Annotated in this window: 15 protein-coding genes; 7 read left to right on the top strand and 8 right to left on the bottom strand. The window is 69.9% G+C overall.

Annotation, left to right across the window (positions count from 1 at the left end):
* The first annotated feature begins 74 nt into the window (after nt 1-74).
* Nucleotides 75-485: a VOC family protein gene (locus tag OG408_RS02800; protein ID WP_266787247.1), complete on the top strand. Its 411-nt coding sequence runs from the start codon at nt 75-77 to the stop codon at nt 483-485.
* 81 nt (nt 486-566) lie between these two features.
* A complete protein-coding gene (locus OG408_RS02805; RefSeq protein ID WP_326667955.1) occupies nt 567-1,019 on the top strand; it encodes a helix-turn-helix transcriptional regulator in 453 nt (150 codons plus the stop codon).
* Here OG408_RS02805 and OG408_RS02810 read toward each other — a convergent pair.
* The 7 genes from OG408_RS02810 to OG408_RS02840 form a co-directional block, all read right to left on the bottom strand.
* Nucleotides 977-1,627, bottom strand: coding sequence for a Type 1 glutamine amidotransferase-like domain-containing protein (locus tag OG408_RS02810; RefSeq protein ID WP_266787243.1), 651 nt, complete (start codon nt 1,625-1,627; stop codon nt 977-979). The two genes, OG408_RS02805 and OG408_RS02810, sit on opposite strands and share 43 nt — an antisense overlap.
* 43 nt (nt 1,628-1,670) lie before the next feature.
* Complete coding sequence (locus OG408_RS02815) at nt 1,671-2,672, bottom strand: GNAT family N-acetyltransferase (RefSeq protein WP_326667957.1); 1,002 nt, start codon at nt 2,670-2,672, stop codon at nt 1,671-1,673.
* Nucleotides 2,673-2,702: 30 nt separating this feature from the next.
* On the bottom strand, nt 2,703-3,008 hold the full coding sequence (fdxA, locus tag OG408_RS02820) for a ferredoxin (RefSeq protein ID WP_266787239.1): 306 nt from the start codon (nt 3,006-3,008) through the stop codon (nt 2,703-2,705).
* A 47-nt stretch (nt 3,009-3,055) separates the two neighbouring features.
* Nucleotides 3,056-4,312: an MFS transporter gene (locus tag OG408_RS02825; RefSeq protein ID WP_285564058.1), complete on the bottom strand. Its 1,257-nt coding sequence runs from the start codon at nt 4,310-4,312 to the stop codon at nt 3,056-3,058.
* A gap of 59 nt (nt 4,313-4,371) precedes the next feature.
* The gene (locus OG408_RS02830; protein ID WP_326667959.1) at nt 4,372-5,649 is read right to left on the bottom strand and encodes an MFS transporter; all 1,278 of its coding nucleotides are present in this window, start codon (nt 5,647-5,649) and stop codon (nt 4,372-4,374) included.
* Between the two features lie 115 nt (nt 5,650-5,764).
* Nucleotides 5,765-6,466, bottom strand: a complete 702-nt coding sequence (locus OG408_RS02835) for a 2OG-Fe dioxygenase family protein (protein WP_266787235.1) — start codon at nt 6,464-6,466, stop codon at nt 5,765-5,767.
* A 53-nt stretch (nt 6,467-6,519) separates the two neighbouring features.
* Entirely contained in the window at nt 6,520-7,815 is a 1,296-nt protein-coding gene (locus OG408_RS02840) for an ATP-grasp domain-containing protein (protein ID WP_266787233.1), read from the bottom strand.
* 925 nt (nt 7,816-8,740) lie between these two features.
* Here OG408_RS02840 and OG408_RS02845 point away from each other — a divergent pair.
* The 5 genes from OG408_RS02845 (at nt 8,741) to helR (ending at nt 16,695) form a co-directional block, all read left to right on the top strand.
* Complete coding sequence (locus OG408_RS02845; protein WP_326667960.1) at nt 8,741-10,174, top strand: coproporphyrinogen-III oxidase family protein; 1,434 nt, start codon at nt 8,741-8,743, stop codon at nt 10,172-10,174.
* 258 nt (nt 10,175-10,432) lie between these two features.
* Nucleotides 10,433-11,524 carry a DUF1152 domain-containing protein gene (locus OG408_RS02850; protein WP_266787230.1) on the top strand — a complete coding sequence of 364 codons (1,092 nt, stop codon included), beginning with the start codon at nt 10,433-10,435 and terminating at the stop codon, nt 11,522-11,524.
* Between the two features lie 21 nt (nt 11,525-11,545).
* A complete protein-coding gene (locus OG408_RS02855) occupies nt 11,546-12,850 on the top strand; it encodes an ATP-grasp domain-containing protein (RefSeq protein ID WP_326667961.1) in 1,305 nt (434 codons plus the stop codon).
* A complete protein-coding gene (locus tag OG408_RS02860) occupies nt 12,850-14,214 on the top strand; it encodes a hypothetical protein (RefSeq protein WP_326667963.1) in 1,365 nt (454 codons plus the stop codon). Before OG408_RS02855 ends, OG408_RS02860 begins: the two co-directional genes overlap by 1 nt.
* Before the next feature lie 339 nt (nt 14,215-14,553).
* Entirely contained in the window at nt 14,554-16,695 is a 2,142-nt protein-coding gene (gene helR / locus OG408_RS02865) for an RNA polymerase recycling motor ATPase HelR (protein ID WP_326667965.1), read from the top strand.
* A gap of 278 nt (nt 16,696-16,973) precedes the next feature.
* On the opposite strand, the gene OG408_RS02870 is transcribed toward helR, so the two are convergent.
* Nucleotides 16,974-18,521, bottom strand: coding sequence for a pectate lyase family protein (locus OG408_RS02870; protein ID WP_266787222.1), 1,548 nt, complete (start codon nt 18,519-18,521; stop codon nt 16,974-16,976).
* Nucleotides 18,522-18,743: the final 222 nt, after the last annotated feature.

Genomic DNA, 18,743 nt, shown 5'->3' on the forward strand with positions numbered 1-18,743 from the left:
CGCGCGACCCGATCGGCCGGATCGGTCAGGAATCGAGAAGCGCGGGCCATGGGGCCGGATCTAGCATGATCGCCATGGACATCAGCATTCACACGAGCTTCCTCCCGCACGACGACCCGGACGCCTCCGTGGCCTTCTACCGCGACGTACTCGGCTTCGAGGTCCGCAGCGATGTCGGCCAGGGCAAGATGCGCTGGATCACGGTCGGTCCGGCCGGTCAGCCCAGTACGTCCATCCTGCTCGCGCCGCCCGCCGTCGACCCCGGCATCACCGAGGACGAGCGCCGCACGATCACCGAGATGATGGCCAAGGGCACCTATGGCTGGATCCTGCTGGCCACGCCGGATCTCGACGGTACGTTCGCGAAGGTCCGGGCCGGCGACACCGAGGTGGTCCAGGAGCCGACCGAGCAGCCCTACGGCATCCGCGACTGCGCCTTCCGCGACCCCGCGGGCAACCTGGTCCGCATCCAGGAACTTCGCTGATCCGTCCGGCACCCACACCGTCTCCGGCCAGGCCAGGCCGGGACCGGAGTGCCCACGGACCCCGACGAACGGAGTTCACGCATGTGTCACCCCTCGTGGGGGCGGGCGCGCCTCGCGGCGCAGCGCCTCAGCGACCTGGCGCGGCTACGCCGTGTCCGCGACCGAATAGACAGGGAGTACGCGCGCCCCCTGAACGTCGAAACCCTCGCCGCCGACGCGGGCATGACCGCCGGAGAGCTGGGCCGGTCCTTCCGGCTGGCCTACGGCAGGTCTCCGTACGCGTACCTGATGGCCCGTCGTGTCGAGCGCGCCTCGGTGCTGCTGTGGCACGGTGGCCTCAGCATCACCGAGGTCTGCTTCGCCGTCGGCTGCCCGTCGACCGGCACCTTCAGCACCCGCTTCACCGAGCTCGTCGGCATGCAGCCCGACGTGTACCGGCTCCGCGCGACGGCGGCGGCGGCGCCGCGCGTGGTGAGGCAGGCGACCGGGCCTCAGCAGACCCGTGTGCGGCCGTCCTTGGCCACCAGCACCTGACCGTCGCGCAGGGTCCGGTGCGCGATCCCCTTCGCGCGGTAGTCGGCGGCCACCCGTCCGAGAACTTCGGACTCGGGGTGGCCGGGCGAGTCGATGTGCGGCACCACGACGTGGTCCAGGAGGCCCAGCCCGTCCCAGGTGACCGGATCGCCGTAGGTCTCCGTGACCGCGTTCGGATCGTCGCACTGCTCCAGGCCGCGCAGACTCGGTGCGAGCACGCAGGCGCCCGCGCTGTAGCCGCCGTACACCAGGTCGTCCCGGCGCAGCCGCGCGCCGAGCACGGCGTCCGCTCCGCTGCGGGCGAGGGCGTGGCGGAGCATGAACACGTTGCCGCCGCGCACCCAGACGGCAGGGTAGGGGGCGAACGCGGCCTCGACGTCCTCCCTCGGCCTGCCGAAGTACGCGCGCAGGTCGATCTCGGCCGGCCGAAGCCCGATCGAGTGGAGGGCCTCCGTCTCCCGCCGCACCCCGGCAGCGCGTCGGTCCGGGGGCTGGTCGTCCGTCGCGTTGGCGATCACCGCAATGTCGGCGGGCCCGGGCGCGTCCAGGAGGGCGAGCAGCTGGTCGGGATGGTTCCCCATGCGGAAGGAGGAGAGATACATACGCATTCGAGGGACCCTACGGCCTCGTCGCAGGAACAGGGTCCTCAGGTCAGGACCCTTCGAGCGCCCACAGCGGCGAAGTGACCGCTCCCCTGAGGGTTTTGGCCCTGAGGGACTCCATGCCGAGGTGGAGTGCGGTGGCGCCTTGGGCGTAGGCGTCCTCGATGGGGAGGTAGTAGACCAGGTTGAAGTACTCGTGTGCTCCTCGCAGTTGCGCGTAGTCGTATCCGGTGGAGCGGAGCCAGAGGGTTCCCGCGTGGCGGTAGAAGAGGCTGAAGGCGACCATGTGTTCTTCGGCGAAGGCGGCGATGACGACTCCGCTGTCGGCCATGCCGTCGGCCTGGTCGCGCATGAGCCGCGTCATGAAGGCGGGGTCGGCCGGGTGGCCGTGGCGGGCCTGGAGTTGTGCGGCCAGTGCGCCGACGGCCTCGGCGCACTGGGAGAGACGTAGCGTGCGCAGCTCGTATCCGGCTTCCGCGAAGGCGCGGCGTTCGCGGCGGATGGCGACGCGTCGTCTGGAGGGCAGGCCGGCGAGGTAGTCCGCGAAGGTGCTGCCGGGAAGCGGGATGCGGGCGTCCTCGTTCAGCCGCACGGGCTCGGTCCCGCAGACGTCGGCGAGTTCGGTGGCCGCCGTGTCGGTGACGTACAGCCACCACGGCTGGGCCTGCTCGGCGGCGGCGAGGGACCGGACCGCCGTCACGAGGTGGTGCAGCGCCTCGCGCCTGTGGTCAGGGGTGAGGGCGGGGTGCAGGAGCGGGGCGTTCAGGTAGCCGCGGCGGGCGCCCGCCAGGAGGGTCCTGACCGGAGGCCTGCCGGGGACGACCTCGTGCACGCGGTAGAGGTCGTTGGGCTCGCTGTCGACTACGTGGAGCGGGACGGCGGCGATCAGCAGGCCGTCGTCGTGGACCAGTGCGTACCGGACCTGGGCGGTGGGATCGTCCTGCTGGGCGGCGAGCCACTGGTGGCAGAGGTAGAGGCCCGCCGGACCGGACAGCGCGTCCCATGAGTGGGCGGGGATGCGCCGTATGTCGTCGACGAGGGTGATGTTCACGGCCGCACCTCCGCGGCGCCGGCCGCCATGTCATCGCGCCGCGACATGGGGGTGGTCCTTGTCGATCGGGCCGAGCCGCGCGGCGCCACCGGGCGATCCCAGGTCGTCGAAGAACTCGACGTTCGCTTTGTAGTAGTCCTTCCACTCCTCCGGGGTGTCGTCCTCGTAGAAGATCGCCTCGACCGGGCAGACCGGCTCGCAGGCTCCGCAGTCGACGCATTCGTCCGGGTGGATGTACAGGGACCGCCGGCCCTCGTAGATGCAGTCGACGGGACACTCCTCGATGCAGGCCTTGTCCTTGAGGTCCACACATGGCTCTGCAATGACGTACGTCATCGGGTTTCCTCTCTCCGGCGCGAGGCCGTCCGGGCAGTTGCGCGGGGTCAGCCGGCGGAGGCTTCGGCGAGTCCGCTCTCCGCCGCGCGGGGGGCGCGGTGCGTTTCGATGATTCCGGGGCGTACGCAGACGAGGGCGACGACGAGCGCTGCCGCTCCCGAGGCGCAGGTGAGCAGGAAGGCGCTGTGGTGGCCGTGGTGCTCGGCCAGCTGTCCTGCCGCCAGTGCGGCGACGCCCTGGCCGATGATGAGTCCGCTGCCGAGGAAGGCCATGGCTTCCCCCATGCGCTCCATCGGGGCGATGTGTTCCCCGAGGTTGAACACCGCGATGAGGTGCGGGGCCACCGCGAACCCGATACCTGCGATGGCCGCGGTGGCGCCGATGAAGCTGTCGACGAGGAGCAGCGGGAGCAGGAGGAGCGCCTGCGCGGCGATGGCGAGACGGAGCTGGAGTGTCAGCTCCATCGCGCTCGGGCGCATCGTCATGGCGAGGCCGGTGAGTGAGCTGGTCACCGCCATCGCGCCCCACACCAGACCGGCCATTCCGGTGTCGCCGAGGTGTTCGGAGAGTGCGCTCGTGCCGGCGTTGGCGCTTCCCCAGATCATTCCCTGGAGCAGCGCCATGGCGAAGACGGCGATCAGTGCGGGATGCAGCAGCCTCCCGCGTGCGGAGGTCTGTGTGGTTCTGCCCCGTGGGGCCGTGGGGTGGAGGGCGAAGAGGGTCCCGAAGACCGCGATGACCGCTCCCGCCAGGACGAGTCCGGCCGCGGGGTGGATCAGGACCACGGTCACCCCGGCGAGGGCGGGTCCTGCCATGAAGCTGAGTTCGTCGACTGCGGTGTCGAAGGAGAGCGCGCGGCGGGTCAGTTCCCGGGTGCCCGTGCCGGCCTTCCCGTCGGCGGGTCCGGTCAGCACCACCCACCGTGTCCTGGAGAGCGGCCCGATCTGCGGCACGGTGAGACCGACGACCGCGGCGAGCACGGCTTGTACGACGAGCGGCGTGCCGGTGAGCGCCGCTGCGACGAACAGAGCCAGGGCGGCCGCGTTCGCGAGGGAGGCTGCCAGGATGACGGGCCGGTGGCCTCGGCGGTCGGCGTAGCGGCCGAGGAACGGGCCGCCCACGGCCTGGCCGGTCCACAGCATTCCGGCCGCGATTCCCGCGGTGCCGATGCTGTCCAGCTCGGTCAGCATCAGGAGAGTGGCGATGGGGCAGATCGCTGCGGGCAGGCGCGCCGCGAAGGAGATGACGGGCAGCGCGGGGCCCGCGATCTGTGTGACTGCCCGAAGGCCAGTGAATGCCGGCACTTGATCGTATCCAATCGGATGGGCGACGGTTCAACAGGGGCTTTAACAAAGGGAGTTCACTAAGGGCGTTCGACCGGCTCGGCTGTGGGGGCGGCGGCCTTCTCCGTCCGTGGACCGTCCTGCGCAGGGGCGTCGCCGAGGCTCAGCACCAGCGGCACCACCAGCAGGTTCAGCGCCCCGAGGACCGCCCAGGGCCAGGCGGGCCCGTGCCCCAGGAGCATGGTGAGCAGAGCCGGGGCCATGGCGTTACCGAGGGTCCAGGACAGCTGGAAGGCGCCGAGGTAGCGGCCCCGGATGTGCTCCGGTGCCAGTGAGGCGCTCAGCTCGCCGCTCGACGGCACGCTGAGCATCTCGGCAACCGTGAACGCCGCCATCGCCGGCACCAGGCCTGCGACGACGACCCAGCCGGGCACCGCGAGCAGCAGCCCGAACACGGTGAACGCGACGGCGTTGACCACACCGGCCAGTGCCAGTACCCGGGTCGGGCGGCGGCGTTCGGTCATCCGGGCGACGAGGGTCTGCACGAGAGCGACGAGGGCCATGTTGCCGACCGTGCAGGCTCCCACCAGCCACGTGGCGACGTGCAGGGATTCGGTGAGGTAGACGGCGAGAAGGACCGGCAGCACGCTCGCGGCGAGCACGAACGCCAGGTTCGCGAGGACCAGCCGCAGGTAGCGCGTGTCGCGCAGTACGACGGCGTACCCCTCGCCCTTCCGCGTACGGATGTGCCGGGGCGACCGGTCCTCCGTCACGGGTCGCCAGCCGGCGATCAGGCATGCGGCGATCACGAAACTGGCCGCGTTGACCACGATCAGCAGCCGGATCCAGTCGCTGCCGACCGCGAGGGCCAGCGAGGCGACGGCCGCTCCGAACCCGCCCCCGATGTTGCGCAGCGCGCCGATGAAGCCGAACCAGCGGGCCTGGTCGTGACTGTGTGCGGCCAGGAGGACGAGGCCGCGGCCGGCGGTCCAGTAGATGCTGGAGCCCGCCTGGACGACGAACTGGACGACGACGATCTTCCCTACGGTGTCCGCTGCCAGGAAGGCGGTGAAGCCGGCCGCCGAGATGAGGTTGGCGGCGATGACGACCTTGCGGGCGCCGAGCCGGTCGATCAGTGAGCCCGCCAGTACGGGGGTGGGCAGGGCGAGCAACTGCCCCAGCGACAGGGCGGCGCCGATCGAGCCGAGCGACAGCGAGGTCGTGGTGGTGAAGTAGATGACGGTGAAGGCGAGAACCAGCCCGTTGCCGAGGCTGTCCATGATGTTCGCGGAGACGAAGCGGCCGTTCCCCGCCAGGTCGGGCAGCCCCCACTTCTCCAGGACCTCCCGCCCTCTCATCGCGGCCCTCCGCGGTCACCGGAGCCGGCCGCTCCCCGGCGGCTTCGGCCCGTCCCGTCGACGCCCTTGCCACCCGACGGAACGTCACGGGTGTCCGGCCGGCCCGGCAGCGGGCTCATGCACCCGCCCCGTCCGGCTCGCCACCGCGCGGGAAGAAGTCGACGAGCAGCATGTCCCTCACCCCCACGGGCATCCCGTCGGTCACCTCGACCGGCGACACACCGTGGAACACGCGCCGGTCGTCGATGATGAGCGTGTCGAAGGGCTCGCTGAGCAGTGTACGCAGGAGCGGGCTCCTGTCCCGGCCGTACAACTGGGACACACCACCGCGGACGTCCTGCCTGCGCATGAGGACTTGGGCCACGAAGTGGTGGCCGTCCTCGTGCACGCCCTCCGGCGCCGGCAGTCCCTCGGCGTCGCGGGAGGCGAGGATGCGGATCTGGTGGATGCCGATGGCGCCGGAGTCGATGTCGAAGGTGCCGGGGAGCCGGGCGAGGAGCGTGCGGACGAGAGCGGTGAGCAGGGGCGAGGCCGCCACCTCCTGCTCGATGGGCGCGAACTCCCGGTCCACCCCGCCGTGCAGGGGGTTGACCGCCAGTGCCTGGCGGAACGCTCCGTGCGGGGCGCGGACCAGGCCCTTGCCGGTCAGGTGGAATTCGCTGTAGCGGCGACGGCGGTAGCCGGCGCCGTCCTTCAGGTAGCGGTCGGCCCGGAGGCCGTCCCAGGACTCCCGGAGCTGTTTGATCTCGGACTCGCCGTGTGCGGCGAGGGACTCCAGGACGTCGGCGGCAGGCAGGTGGACGTACGGATCGGACATCGGGCGTAGAGGCCTTTCGTGCGGGGCGGGGCCGAGGACACTGGATCCGCCGGTCAGCCGACGGCCTGCGGGGCCGGGGTGGCGAGCAGCCCTTCGAGCTGCGCCAGCATGGCCGGGGAGAGAACGTGGTGGGCCGCGTCCAGGGACGTGATCCGCCGGAGGAAGCCGGCCTCGGCGCCGTACTCGCAGGAGACGATCATCAGTCCGCCGTACTCGCGCCCGTCGACCACGAGGGTGGGGGTGATCTGTACGACGTCCAGGGCCTGTTCGGCTTCCTTGGTGAAGGCGTCGGTCACGTTGTTGACCGGGAACTCCAGGGACCAGCGGCGCCGGGGCAGCACCGGCTCGGCCGGCGCCTTCCACTGGCCGAGCAGGATCTCGGTCATGCTCAGGTACGTGTTGTGGTCCGAGGCGGCCACGCCGAGGGCGGTGGCACCGGAGACCCGTGGGTTGATCTCCAGGACGTAGTAGGTGCCGCGGCTGTAGATGATGTCCAGGTTGATGACACCGGTGACGCCCAGGGTGGTGCACAGCTTCTTCAGCTTCTCCGCGACCGGCGCGAAGGCGGCGTCGTCCGCGGGGCGTGGCGCCGATGAGCGCAGCTCCCAGAAGGCGAAGGTGGGCTTGCCGCCGGTCGGACCGGTGAAGCAGAGCGGCTGCACGGCGTACTCGCCGTCCGCTCCCACGAGTTCGACCGTGCACAGCTCGCCGGTGACGCACTGTTCCAGGACGAAGTTCCCCTCGTCGGGGGTCGCCAGGTACTCCTCCAGATCCGCATGGTCGCGGATGAAGCGGATGCCGTTGCCCGAGCTTCCCCACACCGCCTTGGTGAGGAGCGGGAAGCCGATCTCCGCCGCCTTGAGCCGGATGATGTCCGCGTAGACCGGGACCTCGGCCGCACCGTTCTTCAGCAGTGTGCCGTCGATGAGCATGCCCTGCGGGGTGTCCAGGCCGTGGTCGGCCAGGATCTTCTTCGTCTCCCATTTGTCGGCCAGCAGCCGCGAGGGTTCCAGTCCGTTGGAGACCATCGGGATGCCGTGCCGGGCGAGTTTCGCCTTCACCACCGCGTCGCGCAGCCCGGCCTCGTCGGGGAAGGCCAGCGAGACGACGCCGTCGGCACCCCAGGCGAGTACTCGCTCGACGATCTGGTCGGGGGTGGCGTCCTCGGGCAGCTTCTCCCAGGTGCCGCCGGGGAAGTCCTCGGTGGCGCAGTCACCGTCGGTGTACAGGATGTGGGCGTCCCGGCCGGTGTCCGTGACGGTCCGGGCCAACGCCGGTATGTAGGGGCCGGCGCGCGAGATCGGGATCGATCGGATGTACGCGATGCGCTTGATGTCTGACGCGGTCATGGGTCACTCCAGTTCGATCGTGAGCTCGGCGCCGGCGGCATCCGGCACTCGGCCGGTCCCGTGCCGGATGGGGGCGCGCGGAATCACCCGCTGCGCGGACGTCCCTGACCCGTCCCGGCCGTGGCGGTGCCGGTCACGCGGGTGGGGCGCGACGGCACCGGTTTCCGCGCCCCGCCCCGGGGGTTGACCCTGCGGAAGGCGCCCCGCCAACCGCATGTGCGGGCAGGGGAGAACGGAGGGACGGAGGCGGTGTTCGCGAGCGGGTCAGGACCGGGGACTTCGACTTCGTACGGCTCAGCAGGCCTGTTGGCACTCATGTCGGCAATGGCCGCAGCAAGGCCGGCGGCGCCCTGGCGACCCGAAGGCCGGTCACTTCTCGAGCGGGGCGCGTATGCACAGGCGCGCAGGCCGCTCACGCACTTCCCGGCCGATGGCCCGGAAAGCGAATTCGTGTCCTTCAAAATTCAACGTGTCTTCGCGGCGCCACGGCTTTCCGGTACCTCAACTCGCCTCCTGAGTCGGCCTGTTCGGTCCGGCGACCGTAACCGTACGAGCGTCGGCAGATCACCCTTCCTCCGGTCGGTCTCACAGTGCGGACAAGTTCGGAGAAGGCAACAGTGGACACCCGAGATCGTCGTAGGTTCTGTTCCTGTCGGCCCCCTCGCTCCCACCGCTCTACTGAAAAAGCCTCCGCCATTGCTGTACGCATCGACCGACAAGCTTGATTTGCGTGGCAGTTGGGCGAGAGCAGAGCCGCCGGGGGAAGTGGCTTGCGGGGCGGGGCACCGCCCATACGAATTCCCGCGCGTGTCCCTGAACACGCCCGTTCACTCCACACCTCATTCCGTGCCGCCTTGATCTGCGGCATCGCTCCCGGCCGGCAGGCAGTCCGAAGCCGTACCTCCGTACGTAAGGATCAGGCACGTTGAGCGCTATTCGCGACGAGCTCGCCAGGCACATCGAGCAGGGCGTCATACCGCCCTTCAACTACGCGTACCCTTCCCGCTCCGCCTACCGCCCACTGAACGGAACCCGGAACATCGGGGAGATCTGGGCAGAGGATCTGCAGCGACACCCGGTTCCCGAACTCAACCTGTACCTGCACGTGCCCTTCTGTCGATACAAGTGCGGATTCTGCAACCTGTACACCGTCATCTCCGAGGACATGGACGTGTACGACGCGTACATGGACGCGCTGTGCACGCAGATCCGCGACCACACGGAGATCATCCAGAGCCGCCGCCTGCGCACCATCTACATCGGTGGCGGCACTCCCAGCCTGCTGAGCCTGCGTCACTTCGAGCAGCTCTTCGCCACCTTCGACGAGGTGTACCCCAACTGGCGCAGCACGGTGGAGGAGGTGGCCATCGAGGCCACCCCGGACTCCATCGTGAAGGAGCCCGGCACCCTGGAGGGGCTCATCGACCTGGGTCTCACCAGGGCGAACATCGGCATCCAGTCGCTGGTGCCCTCCGAGATCCGGGAAGCCGGCCGCGGCCAGGCGGGAGAGCAGGTCACCCGCCGGGCCATCGAGATAACCCGCGAGAAGCAACTGCCCAATCTCAGTACCGACTTGATCATGGGCTTCGCGGGGCAGACGCCGGAGAGCTGGCGGCACTCCGTCGACGAACTGGCGGCGCTCGCCCCCGAGACGATCAGCACGTACTTCCTGACCGTCCGGCCGGACGCGTGGTTCTCCAAGACCGGCGCGTACCAGTACATGATGAGTCCGGACCTGTACGAACGGTACGACTACGCGAACGCCACGTTCCGCGAGGCCGGTTACGTGCAGGAGTCGAACGTCCGCTACAAGAAGCTGGGCCGTGGCGGATACCAGCAGAAGGTTCTGACCTTCCACGGTGTTCCGCTGCTGGGGCTCGGAGCCGGCGCGCGCAGTTACACCAGTTCGGTCGACTACATGGTCGGCAGCGTGAAGCCGAGCCTGACCGAGGTGGCGGACTACATCACCAAGGCACGGGCCCACGAACTGACCCCGCTCACCGGCTTCGTCCTCAACGACGAGGAAATCGTCCGCAAGCGGCTCGTCCTCGACTCCTTCGATCTGGACCTGAACGAGCTCAACCGCTTCGGATACCAGGAGATGGCGCATCTCTTCGAGCCGGTACTCGAAGCGGCGGAGGAGGTCGGGCTTCTTCGCAGGCTGCCGACCAACCGCATTCAGCTCACGCCGGCCGGTTTCAAGTATCGCGACACCCTGTCGTGGATGCTCTTCTCGAAGAAGGTCATCGATCTGGACCGCGAATACTATGCCGGCCTGCACATGAGCAACAAGCGCGCGCAGAAGCACATGGGCAGCGAACCGCTCAGTATCTCAGGGCTGAAAACCGCAAAGGCCTGACTGCCTTTCTCAGCCACTCCTCCCGGTGCGGTCATCGAAGAGACGCCGGTGACCGCGCCGGGCCGGTGGTATGCGTTTGCCCGGAAACCCGTAAGGCCTGCATTCCGCACGCGGACCGCCCACCTCACGCACCGACCGATTCATGCCGGGCACCTCGCACATTCGGCCATTGAGACCTTGCACGGGGCTGGTTCACGGCCATCCACCACATTCCTCCGCTGTCTCCGGTGGAATCCTCCAACGACCGAAGGGTGCGCAATGACCCAGCTCCTCATCGCCGCCGGCGGCGGCGGCGACGTGATCGGCACGACCCTCGTGCACCGCGCGCTGCACGGCGACGAACCGGCGGTGGTGCTCAGCTACGCGTGGGAACGTCTGGTCGTCGACCCGCTCCCCGGCCCTCGTTCCGCGCGGGACTTCACAGGCCTTCGGCCCCTCACCCCGAGTGTCTCCCGGATCACCGCGGACTCGGCCGCCCTCGCGCCGGGAGGCTCCACGCTTCCGCGGCTGGCCGCCGAGCTCCCTGTCACGCTGGGGCTGCTCGATCCGTACGGAGGAGTCACTCAACTGGCCCGCCAGATCGCGGAGACAGCCGAGAGGTACGACGTCGACGAGGTCGAGGTCGTCGACGTCGGAGGGGACGTCTTCGCCCGCGGTGACGAGCCCACGCTGCTCAGTCCGCTGCCGGACGCCCTGGTGATCGCGGCGTGCGCCACGGCAGGCGTGCGGGCCACCCTCCACCTCGCGGGCCCGGGGCTCGACTGCGAGATCCCGGAGCACGATCTGCTGCCCGGTCTGGGCACCGACTACTTCACTCTCACCGAGGACGACACCACCTGTGTCGAGCACGTCTTCGCCTGGCATCCCTCGGAGGCCAGTGCGCTCCTGGTCGCCGCCGCCCGCGGCCGGCGTGGTGGGTGCGTCGTACGGGACACCGGCAGGCCGGTGGTCCTCACCGACGCCAGTCCCCGCGTCTACCGCCGCAGCATCCAGCAGGTCCTGGACCGCAACCGGCTCGCGGGCGCTCTCTGTTCGCGTGCTGTGGACACTCTCGACGAAGCCGAGCGGGTCAGCCGGGACGTCTGCGGGTTCTCAGAACTCCAGCGCGAGCGCGACCTGTCGTCGCGGCCGGACGCACTGGGCTCACCCGACGGCTCGGTGACCGAGGCCATGCGCCGCCTGGACCCGTGGCTGGCCCGCCTGCGGACCGACGACGCGCAGGCCCGCTACGTCACGTTCCGCTGCGTGGCCGAAGGCCTCGGTCTCACCGGCGACGCGGCCCGCGCCCTGCGCGCACGTCTCATCAGTCAGCGCCCGCAGCAGTACGCGGCCCCGCTGTTCGCCCTGTGACCCACACACACCCACACCCGAATGCCACGCCGGCACAACGGCGCCACCAGCACACCGACCGCCGAGGAAGGCCCCACCACCATGCCCAAGCTCCTTCTCCTCGAAGCGATGGGGAACACCGGCGAGTACGTCATCGACGCCGCTCGGGACCTCGACGTGGAAGTCGTCGTCGTCACGCACCCGGACGTCTACGAGGAGTGGTACTCCCCCACGCTCAAGCACAAGATCGAGGAAGCCGGAAAGCTCGCCTTCGTCGATCTCTCCGACAGCGAGGGCGCACTGCGCCGGCTCACCGGGCTGGCACGGGCCGAGGACGTCAACGGTGTCGTCGCCTGCTGGGAGTTCCTGACCCCGCTGGTGGCGCAGCTTGCCGCCGCACTCGGACTTCCTGGCAACGACCCGACCCGGGCGCTCAGTTGCCGTAACAAGCGCATCATGGCGCGCGCCTTCACCGAACAGGGCATTCCGGCCCCGCTGACCCTGGCCGCACGCACCCTCGAAGAGGCGTACCAGTTGGTGGACACGGCAGGCCTGGCCTACCCCGTCGTCGTGAAGCCCTCCGAGCAGTCCGGCTCCTGGGGAGTGTCCGTGGTCGGCAGTGACGAGGAGCTGGCGACGGCCTTCGCGACCGCCAGGTCCCATCTCTTCCAGATGCCGCACGGCATCCCGCTGGACGCCCATGTGATCGTCCAGGAGTACGTCGGCGGCACCGAGTTCAGCATCGAGACGGTGGTGGCCGGGGGCGTGGCGACGCCGTTGCCGCCCTACGACAAGTTCACCACCGAAGGCGCCGCACGGGCCGAGTTCGGGCACACCGTGCCGGCGGAACTGGACGAGGCGTCGGTACGCACCCTGCAGCAGGCTGCGGTGGCGGCCGCGCACGCCCTCGGCATCACGAACGGCATCGCCCACACCGAACTCAAGCTGCTCCCCGACGGCACCACCCGCATCATCGAACTCGGGGCCCGGCTGCCCGGGGACCACATCGTCGCCCTCATGCGGCAGGCCCGCGGGATCGACGAGGCGAGGATCTACGTACAGATCGCACTCGGCGAGGAGCCGTCCCTCGCTCCCACCGCCGACACGGCGGCCGGAATCCGCTTCCTGACCCCGCCCCGGGGCGGGGTCCTCCGCTCGGTCAGCGGGATCGGCGACTCGGACGCGGTGGCACGGAGCAGGCTCACCGTCCAGCCGGGCGGCCACGTGCGCGCGCCCGGGGACAACGACTCACGGGTCGGATACGTGATCCTGCACGCCGGCACCGCCGCCGAGGTGAACACGGCCGCGGCCCAGGTGCTCGCGGATGTCCGCATCGAGGTCGCCTGATGTCCGCCGCGGCCCGGCTGGTCCGGGACTACCTGACAGGACTGCCGGCCGGCTGCACCCCGGAACGCGTGTGCGCGGACTCGCCCCTCGCCGGGGACATCTACGGAAGCGAGTTCCTGACCCGTCCGGTCTTCCTCGGCCACGAGGAGAGCCGGCGGGCCGGTGCGAGGCTGAGCCGCCTGTACGACCTCCTTCTGACGCTTCCCGACCGGTTCCACGGCGGTGACCTGCGCGCCTTCACCGCTGCCCTCGGCTGGCCTGCGGTACGGACCGGCGCCGCGCTCCGGGCCGACGGCCGGCCTCGTGTACTCCCTCGCAGCGCCCGCGCCGACCTCTACCGCGAGCGGGACGGCTTCCGCCTCCTCGAACTCAACGGCGGCAGCCCGCTCGGCGGCTGGGACATCGCGCTGCTCAACCACGCCCTGTTGCGCGAGCCCTACATCGCCTCCTTCGCTGCGGAACACGGCCTGCGGTTCACCGACGGGACCGAGGTGCTGCTGGACCTGTGGGAGGAGTCGTTCCCAGACTTCGACCGCTCCGCGAACCCGGTGGTCGCCCTGGTCGAGTGGCCCGGCAGCTACGCGTCGATGGAGCCGCACCTGCGCCGCATGGCCGCCCTGCTCGCACCCCACGGCATCGACGCGGTGCCCTGCCATCTCGGAGAGGTGGAGTACCGCGCGGACGGGGTCCACGTGGCCGGTCGCCGGGTCGACCTCGTACACCGCTGGTTCGTCATCAACGACGTCGCCGACACGGAGGACGTGGCCCTGCTCGCGCCCCTCTCCCGGGCGGCGGACCGGGGGCTGGTCAGTCTGTTCACTCCGCTGGAGAACGAGGTGTACGGCAGCAAGGCCGCGCTGGCCCTCCTCAGTGACACGCGGAACCGGTCCCTGTTCGACGCTGGGGAACTGGAGGTCATCGACGGCCTGCTCCCGTGGACCCGGCTGGTCCGGGACGAGAAGACCGAGGTCGCGGGCGAGCGCGTGGACCTCGTCCGCTTCGCGTTGGCGCACCGCGAGGACCTGGTGCTCAAGGCGAGCAGTTCGCACAGCGGCCTGGACGTGCTCGCGGGGTGGCGGACATCCGCCGGCGAATGGTCAGCCCAGGTGCGCGCGGCGGTGGGCGGCCCGTCCATCCTCCAGCGCCGGGTGCGTCCCGTGCCGGAGGAGTTCCCTGCGCCGGGCGGCGGACCGACCGAACCGGGGGTGCTCACCTGGGGTGTCTTCCTGGCCGGCCACGGTTACGGCGGTGCGTACCTCCGGGGCACGCCCGAGGTTGACAGCGGGGTCATCAGCTCGGGCAAGGGCGGACGTCTCGGGACCATGTTCCTCTTCGATGACACCGACGACGAAGCGGACAGGTGACCTTCGCCGGGAACGCGCTCCGCGGAGCGCTTTCCTCCGCGGCGTCCGTCGGCGGGAATGCGGGCAAGGGGAACCCCCACCTCTTGCCACTTTCAACTTATAGCGCAGTGGGGGGCTTGCGGCAAGGCCCCGGGTGTACCGCACAATCACCCTTCGAGGCCAGAAGCTGAGGAAATGGGAGATTCACGAAGTGCATATGTTTTTGTCGGTTCTCGGGTCGTGCGGCGACGCGGAACCGGTACGGGGAATCCCCTCACGGTCGTGGGCACGGCGCGCGGAGGTGTGGGAGTGCACACCGACGGACTTCGCGGGCACCACCTCGGAACGGAGCCGCTGACCATGACCTCTCTCACCACCAGTGCCTTCGGCCTTCCCGACCGCCTCTCCCCCAAGGCCGAGCCGAAGCTGATCGCCGGCGACGAGGAGCATTTCGCGGCCATCGCCACCTGCCTCGAGGAGTCGGTCGCCGAGCTGTCCGAGCGCCTCGACGCCGAACGCAGGGCGCCCGGCGGCATGGGGCGTCAGGCGATGGACCGGGACATCGAGATCCACCGGCTCACCGCCCGCCTGCGCACGCTGCGCCGGTTCGGGATCGACCTGTGCCTGGGGCACATGGTCGGCGCCGACGGTTCGGAGCCCGTGTACGTCGGCCGGCTCGGCCTCACGGACAGTTCCGGCCGCAGGCTGCTGCTCGACTGGCGTTCCCCCGCGGCCGAGCCGTTCTTCGGAGCGACCCACGCCAGCCCGATGGGGCTGGCGAGCCGCCGCAGGTACCGCTGGGCCCACGGCCGGATCAGCGACTACTGGGACGAGGTGTTCACGCCCGACGGGGTGGCCGGGCATGCCGCTCTCGACGACCAGTCCGCCTTCATCGCCACCCTCGGCGGGAACCGGTCGGCCCGGATGCGGGACGTGCTCGGCACCATCCAGGCCGACCAGGACGCCATCATCCGGGCGGGATCACGCGGCGCTCTCGTCGTCGACGGCGGCCCCGGTACGGGAAAGACCGTCGTCGCCCTGCACCGCTCCGCCTATCTCCTCTACTCCGATCCCCGGCTCGGCCACCACCGGGGCGGTGTGCTGTTCGTCGGCCCCCACGAGCCGTACCTCGGGTACGTGGCCGACGTGCTGCCGAGCCTCGGTGAGGAGGGCGTGCAGACGTGCACCCTGCGCGATCTCGTCGCCGAGGGAGCCGCGGCGACGGCCGAGGGGGACCCGGACGTGGCCCGCCTGAAGTCGTCCGCGGATCTGGTGCGGGCGGTCGAGGCGGCCGTCAGGTTCTACGAGGACCCGCCCACCGAGGGCATGACGGTCACCACCCCGTGGTCGGATGTCCGGGTGACCGCCGCCGACTGGGCGGTGGCGTTCGAAGCGGCACCGGGTGTCCCGCACAACGAGGCGCGCGACCAGGTCCTGGAGGAACTGGTCACCCTCCTGATGGACAAGCACGACGGCGGCGCCCCGGAGGGACTGCTCCGCAAGTCCCTGCTGCAGAACCGGGAGCTGCTGCAGGTATTCGACGGCGCGTGGCCGCTCGTCGAGGCCGCCGATCTCGTGGGCGACCTGTGGTCGGTGCCCGCCTACCTGCGTATCTGTGCGCCCTGGCTCGACCGGGACGACGTGTCACGGCTGCAGCGTGCCGACGCCCGGGCCTGGACCGTCTCCGATCTGCCGTTCCTGGACGCGGCGCGCCAGCGGCTCGGCGACCCGGAGGCATCGCTGCGCAGACGCCGGCACCAGGCGACCGTCGCCGCCGAACGCGAACACATGGCCCACGTCATCGACTCCCTGCTCGAAGCCGACGCCGACGGGGAGGGCGCGGTCACGATGCTGCACGGGCAGGACCTCAAGGACACCCTGGTCGACGGCACGGAACTGCCCGGGGCCGAACCGGACCTGCTCGCCGGCCCGTTCGCCCATGTCGTCGTGGACGAGGCGCAGGAACTCACCGACGCGGAGTGGCAGATGCTGCTGCTCCGCTGCCCGTCCAGGAGCTTCACCATCGTCGGGGACCGCGCGCAGGCCAGGCACGGCTTCACGGAGTCCTGGCAGGAGCGGCTGGAGCGGGTCGGGCTCGACCGGATCCGCCTGGCCTCCCTGAGCATCAACTACCGGACACCGGAGGAGATCATGGCGGAGGCCGAGCCGGTCATCCTGGCGGCGCTCCCGGACGCCAACGTGCCGACGTCCGTCCGCGGCAGCGGTCTCCCCGTCGTCCACGGAGCGGCGAAGGATCTCGACGAGGTCCTCGGCACCTGGCTCGCCGCGCACGCCGACGGGATCGCCTGCGTCATCGGCGATCCCACGTTCAGGGCGACGTCCCGGGTCCGTTCGCTGACCCCGGAGCTGTCGAAGGGGCTCGAGTTCGACCTGGTGGTCCTCGTGGATCCGGCCGGGTTCGGCACGGGCATCGAAGGGGCGGTCGACCGCTATGTCGCGATGACCCGCGCGACACAGCAACTCGTCGTCCTCACGAGCTGACGCCGTCGCGGCCCGGCCACCGCCGCGCGATGGCCGGGCCGGGGACCGTTCCCGGGGGCACGCCCTCGGGAACGGCCGCGGGTCACTCCCCGGGGTCGGGCGGGGACAGGTGGCCGCTAGGGCCTCTCGTTTGGATCATGCCGGGCTCGCGGGCCCCGGCACGCGCATCTGCCGCGTTGTCGTCGGTCGCCAATGCTCCGCAGTGACTCCCTCCTCCGCCTTGCAGCTGCACGCACCGGACCCCGCTCCCTGATCCAGCCTGATCCAAACGAAAGACCCTAGCTGCCGTAGGTCTCGAACTCGGCGATCTTCGGGGTGCCGGTCGAGCCGGTGATCTGGAAGGTGATCTTGCGCAGCGAGGTCGGTGGGATCGTGATGTCGCCCGCCCCCGTGCCGGAGGTCAGAACGGCACCGGTGTCGCCGTTGACCAGCCGCCAGGACCCGAGGCTACCGGCGGAGCCGGACGCCTCCCGGATGCCGACCGAGGAGACGGAGGTGGCCGCGGCCCACTTGACCGAGACGGAGCCGGTGGCCCCTGCGGGTGACCAGTAGGTGCTCAGGTCACCGTCGCGCACGTTGCCGTAGCTCGTCCCGGAGGCCTTGCTGGTCCCGTCGGCGCCGGCGCCGATGCTGAGGTTGGTGCCGGTGGGCCCGGTCGGGTCCGGTGTGGGGTCGGTGGGGTCGGGCGTGGGGTCGGTCGGGTCCGGTGTGGGCGTCTGCGTCGAGCAGTTGCCGTCCGACACCTTCAGGCCCTTGTTGGCGCCTGCCGTCGCGGCCACGATGCCGGGTACGCAGGCGGCCGTGTCCAGGCTGTAGGAGTAGGGGATGCTGACGGTGGTGTTGGACTTCGGGTCGGGTCCGGCCGGGTTGTTCTCGCTGCCGGGGGCGGACCACGTCACGTTGTCGAACGTGTTGCCGCTGACCTGCCAGTAGCCGGCCGCGTCCGTGTAGAAGGTGCCCAGGACGTCCTTGGAGTCCTTGAAGTAGTTGTTGTCCACCTTCGCGCGGGCCCCGGCCCGGGAGTTGATCCCTGACTCGTTGAGCTTCACGTAGTAGTTGTTGTAGATGTGCGCGATGCCGCCCCGCAGCAGAGGGGTCCGGGAGTCGAGGTTCTCGTACAGGTTGTGGTGGAAGGTGACGAAGCCGTTGGACAGTTCGGTCTCACTGGAACCGATGAGGCCGCCGCGGCCCGAGTTGCGCAGGGTGCTGTACGACAAGGTCACGTACTGGGTGTTGTCCTTCATGTCGAAGAGACCGTCGAACCCCTCCGACTCCCCGCCCGAGGCCTCCAGACTGGTGTGATCGACCCAGACGTTGCGGACGTCGCTCTCCATACCGATCGCGTCGCCGCCGTTGGAGGTGGGCGAGCCCGACTTCTTGACGTTCTTCACGGTCACGTTCTGGATGATGATGTTGCTGGACTGGCGTATGTGGATGCCCAGTTGGTCGAAGACGGCGCCGCTGCCGACACCGACGATCGTGACGTTGCTGATCTGCTTGAGCTCGATCACTCCGGCGGCGGTGTTGCAGCTGTCGCCTGACACCTTGGTGGTGTTGCCGTGGTTGATGGTCCCCTCGACCTCGATGGTGATCGGGGTACTGCTGCTGGCCCGGCCGCACAGGGCCTGGTGGATCGCGGTGCCCGTCGTGGCCCGCACCGTCGCACCGCCCGCTCCGCCGGTGGTTCCGCCGTTCTGGGTGGCGTAGCCGGTGGCGCCACCGGTCGCGGCCGATGCCGAGGGCATCGTCACGACGACACCGGCCGCGGCGGCGAGGGCGGCCGTGGCCAGCGCCGCCTGAAGTCGCAGGGCGACTCGTCTCTTCATGTTCGTTCTCCTTGGTCCGTCTGCGGAGGGCGGGTGACTGAACGCCCGAGTGACTGATGACTGGTGACCGAATGACTGAATGACCGAACGCTTGAGTGACATGTTCATGACATGCCAAACCCCGTCGCGTGCCGCACCCCGGAGGGCCGTCACCGTCGAAGCGTGAAGAGCGGCGCGATGTGTCGCCGTCATGACGTGCGTCCAGGACCCCATGACGTACCG

Source organism: Streptomyces sp. NBC_01257 (assembly GCF_035917255.1).
Taxonomy (GTDB): Bacteria; Actinomycetota; Actinomycetes; order Streptomycetales; family Streptomycetaceae; genus Streptomyces.

Excerpts from the sequence above, each read along its gene's own strand:
- OG408_RS02870 (WP_266787222.1), bottom strand. The coding sequence starts at position 18,521 with ATGAAGAGACGAGTCGCCCTGCGACTTCAGGCGGCGCTGGCCACGGCC.
- OG408_RS02810 (WP_266787243.1), bottom strand. The coding sequence starts at position 1,627 with ATGCGTATGTATCTCTCCTCCTTCCGCATGGGGAACCATCCCGACCAG.
- helR (WP_326667965.1), top strand. The coding sequence starts at position 14,554 with ATGACCTCTCTCACCACCAGTGCCTTCGGCCTTCCCGACCGCCTCTCC.
- OG408_RS02835 (WP_266787235.1), bottom strand. The coding sequence starts at position 6,466 with ATGTCCGATCCGTACGTCCACCTGCCTGCCGCCGACGTCCTGGAGTCC.
- fdxA (WP_266787239.1), bottom strand. The coding sequence starts at position 3,008 with ATGACGTACGTCATTGCAGAGCCATGTGTGGACCTCAAGGACAAGGCC.
- OG408_RS02800 (WP_266787247.1), top strand. The coding sequence starts at position 75 with ATGGACATCAGCATTCACACGAGCTTCCTCCCGCACGACGACCCGGAC.
- OG408_RS02855 (WP_326667961.1), top strand. The coding sequence starts at position 11,546 with ATGCCACGCCGGCACAACGGCGCCACCAGCACACCGACCGCCGAGGAA.
- OG408_RS02830 (WP_326667959.1), bottom strand. The coding sequence starts at position 5,649 with ATGAGAGGGCGGGAGGTCCTGGAGAAGTGGGGGCTGCCCGACCTGGCG.
- OG408_RS02850 (WP_266787230.1), top strand. The coding sequence starts at position 10,433 with ATGACCCAGCTCCTCATCGCCGCCGGCGGCGGCGGCGACGTGATCGGC.
- OG408_RS02840 (WP_266787233.1), bottom strand. The coding sequence starts at position 7,815 with ATGACCGCGTCAGACATCAAGCGCATCGCGTACATCCGATCGATCCCG.
- OG408_RS02860 (WP_326667963.1), top strand. The coding sequence starts at position 12,850 with ATGTCCGCCGCGGCCCGGCTGGTCCGGGACTACCTGACAGGACTGCCG.
- OG408_RS02805 (WP_326667955.1), top strand. The coding sequence starts at position 567 with ATGTGTCACCCCTCGTGGGGGCGGGCGCGCCTCGCGGCGCAGCGCCTC.